Annotated in this window: 6 protein-coding genes; 5 read left to right on the plus strand and 1 reads right to left on the minus strand. The window is 65.9% G+C overall.

The window, feature by feature from the left end; genetic code table 11:
• Positions 1 to 565 (minus strand): peroxiredoxin (locus VGW35_18415; GenBank protein HEV8309641.1); only part of this gene is annotated, 565 nt, incomplete at its 3' end.
• A gap of 230 nt (positions 566 to 795) precedes the next feature.
• On the opposite strand from VGW35_18415, the gene VGW35_18420 reads away from it, so the two are divergent.
• From VGW35_18420 to VGW35_18440, 5 genes are all read left to right on the plus strand, one after another.
• Positions 796 to 1,002 (plus strand): hypothetical protein, encoded by a 207-nt coding sequence (locus VGW35_18420; GenBank protein HEV8309642.1) that lies wholly within the window; start codon positions 796 to 798, stop codon positions 1,000 to 1,002.
• A gap of 2 nt (positions 1,003 to 1,004) precedes the next feature.
• Complete coding sequence (locus tag VGW35_18425; GenBank protein ID HEV8309643.1) at positions 1,005 to 1,337, plus strand: tetratricopeptide repeat protein; 333 nt, start codon at positions 1,005 to 1,007, stop codon at positions 1,335 to 1,337.
• A gap of 8 nt (positions 1,338 to 1,345) precedes the next feature.
• Positions 1,346 to 2,275 (plus strand): PLP-dependent cysteine synthase family protein, encoded by a 930-nt coding sequence (locus VGW35_18430; GenBank protein HEV8309644.1) that lies wholly within the window; start codon positions 1,346 to 1,348, stop codon positions 2,273 to 2,275.
• A 21-nt stretch (positions 2,276 to 2,296) separates the two neighbouring features.
• Positions 2,297 to 2,503, plus strand: a complete 207-nt coding sequence (locus VGW35_18435; protein ID HEV8309645.1) for a hypothetical protein — start codon at positions 2,297 to 2,299, stop codon at positions 2,501 to 2,503.
• A gap of 43 nt (positions 2,504 to 2,546) precedes the next feature.
• The coding region (locus tag VGW35_18440) for an ABC transporter permease (protein ID HEV8309646.1) at positions 2,547 to 2,792 on the plus strand (246 nt) is incomplete at its 3' end.

The raw sequence follows: 2,792 nt of genomic DNA on the forward strand, positions 1-2,792 counted from the left end.
CGATGATGACGTCCTCCCCCTGCTTCCAGTTCACGGGGGTGGCCACCTTGTGCTTCGCCGTCAGCTGGCAGGAATCCAGCAGCCGCAGCACTTCGTCGAAGTTGCGGCCCGTGCTCATCGGATAGGTCAGCATCGCCTTGACCTTCTTGTCCGGTCCGATGACGAAGACCGAGCGCACGGTCGCGTTGTCGGCCGCGGTGCGGCCCTGCGCGCTGGTGCCGGAATCCTCCGGCAGCATGTCGTAGGCCTTGGCCACCTTCAGCTCGGGGTCGCCGACCAACGGGTAGGTGACGGCGTGTCCCTGCGTCTCCTCGATGTCCTTGGACCACTTCTCGTGATCGGGGACCGAATCCACACTGAGGCCGATGATCTTGCAGTTGCGCTTCTCGAACTCGGGCTTCAGCCCCGCCATGTACCCGAGCTCGGTCGTGCAGACGGGGGTGAAGTTCTTCGGGTGCGAGAACAGGATGGCCCAGCCATTCCCGATCCATTCGTGGAAGTTGATCCGACCTTGCGTGGTCTCCGCGGTAAAGTTGGGAGCTTCGCTGTTGATTCTCAACGCCATGATTCACCTCCGCATCGCGTGAACGGTTCGTAACGTGGAAGACCCGTTGGACGACAGGGCTGACGGCTGCTGTCGACATCGCTGGCCGCGCCGGCACCCATTAACTACCTCCAGGCGCCCCACCCGTCAAGCCGGGGTTCTCGAGTAGCGGTACCGCCCCGTTTGAGCCTGGTCCCCGGCCGGGTATACGATGGGTGTAACGATCCTTGGGGTCGATTCGGGGAGGGCGCATGTTTCAGCCGAACGAGCGGGTAACGGTAGATTTGTCTGGCCTGGTCATCCAGGGGGTCTCGTTCAGCCAGAACGTGCAGAAGGCCCTCGGGACCATCGTGCAGCAGGTCTCCGCCGACCCAGCCGTCTACAAGGTCGAGCTCCTGTTCAGCTTCAAGGGCGTCAAGCGGGTGGATGTGCCGGAGGAGAGGATCCATCGGAGCTGACCATGCCTGATGACCGTGATCGCGTTGCCGAGTTCAAGGAGGTGGCCGAGCTGATGCCGGACGATCCCGTCGTCCGCTTCGGTCTGGCCGGCGCCTACCTCGACGCCGGGCAGGCCGAGAGCGCCGTCGTCGAGTACGAGGAGACGATCCGCCTCAAGCCCGACTACTCCGCCGCCCATCGCGGCCTCGGGCGGGCGCTGGAGCGGGCCGGACGACGCGAGGCTGCCCTGGCCGCCTATCGGAAGGGGCTCGAGGTGGCGACGCACACCGGCGATCTCCAGACGAAAAAAGAGATCGAGGTCTTCCTCCGCCGGCTGGACGCACCCAGCCGCTGAGCTGCCCCATGCCCTGGGACAAACGCCTCGAGCCGTTCCTGGATCGCTACCCAGCCCTCCGCGCCATCGGCAACACGCCGCTCGTACCCGTGCCCATCTTCGGCGACGAACTGCCGGGCGTGGAGGTCCTGGCGAAGATGGAATGCCTCAACCCGGGCGGCTCGCTCAAGGACCGCCCCGTCTTGCGGATGCTCCTCACGGCCCTGGCGGAGGGACGGCTGCCGCCCGGCAAGACCATCCTGGACAGCTCCTCGGGCAACGCGGGCATTGCCTACGCGATGGTGGGTCGCATCCTCGGCTACCGGGTCGAGATCGTCATCCCCGACAATGCGAGCACCGAGCGCAAGAAACGGATGCTGGCGCACGGCGCGTCGCTCGTCTACACCGATGCCCTGAAGGGCTACGATGAAGCGCTGCGAGAGGTGCACCGCCGCTCCGAGGCGGACGCCCGCCGCTATTTCTTCTGCGATCAGTACAGCAACGAGGATAACTGGCGTGCCCACTACGAGACGACCGCGGTCGAGATCCTCGAGCAAACCGGGGGCCGGCTCACCCACGTCGTGGCCGGGGTGGGGACGGGCGGCACGGTGACGGGTCTGGGAAGACGCTTGAAGGAATACGACCCGAAGATCCGCGTGATCTGCGTGCTTCCCGAGGTATTTCCGGGAATCGAAGGCCTCAAGCCGCTCGGGGGTCCCGAGGATATCGTCCCCGCGATCCTGGACGAGGGAGTCATCGACGAACGGATCCCCGTGACGAGTGATGAGGCCTACCGGATGTGCGGTCGCCTGGCCCGCGCGGGCTTTTTCGTCGGCCAGTCCTCCGGGGCCTACATGGTGGGGGTCGAGCGCATCGCCCGTCGCGAGCGTGCGGGTCGCTTCGTGACCTTGTTCAACGACCTAGGAGAGCGCTACTTCTCGACCCGTCTCTGGGACTAGAGCGACCCTGGAGTGCTGGTCATGGCCAAGCCCAAGCCACCGCCGCCGCCGCCTCCTCAACCGAGAGCCGGGGATGTCGTCGTGCTGCGCCAGAGCCAGGAGCACATCGAGGGGGAGATCATTTCGGTCCTGGGCGGTGGCCGATACCGGGTGAAGTGGGTCACGGGTGTCGACTACCGCGACCGGATCACCACCGTCACTATCGACGAGATTCGCAAGAAGACGTAGTCAAGCGCGTGGCGCCCACCCGGGCGGCTTGCTATGATGCCGCATGCGTCGCTGGGTCGTCGGCCATCTGCCGTCCATCGTCCTCTTCCTGAGCTTGCTCGCGCTCTGGCAGCTCGCCTCCACGAGCCTGGGGATCCGCGAGTACATCCTGCCCAGCCCGGCCGTGGTCGCGCGCGCGCTCGTCTCGGGGGAGATTCCCTGGTCCGCCCATGTCTGGACGACGGCGCTGGAGATCGTCGGTGCTTTTCTGCTCGCGGGCGCGGCCGGTGTCGCCCTCGGGGTGGCCATC

This window comes from Candidatus Methylomirabilota bacterium (assembly GCA_036005065.1).
In the GTDB taxonomy this organism is placed as follows: Bacteria; Methylomirabilota; Methylomirabilia; order Rokubacteriales; family DASRDR01; genus DASYQW01.

Bases quoted from the DNA above. Each gene is read 5' to 3' on its own strand.
- VGW35_18420 (HEV8309642.1), top strand. From the start codon at position 796: ATGTTTCAGCCGAACGAGCGGGTAACGGTAGATTTGTCTGGCCTGGTC.
- VGW35_18425 (HEV8309643.1), top strand. From the start codon at position 1,005: ATGCCTGATGACCGTGATCGCGTTGCCGAGTTCAAGGAGGTGGCCGAG.
- VGW35_18430 (HEV8309644.1), top strand. From the start codon at position 1,346: ATGCCCTGGGACAAACGCCTCGAGCCGTTCCTGGATCGCTACCCAGCC.
- VGW35_18435 (HEV8309645.1), top strand. From the start codon at position 2,297: ATGGCCAAGCCCAAGCCACCGCCGCCGCCGCCTCCTCAACCGAGAGCC.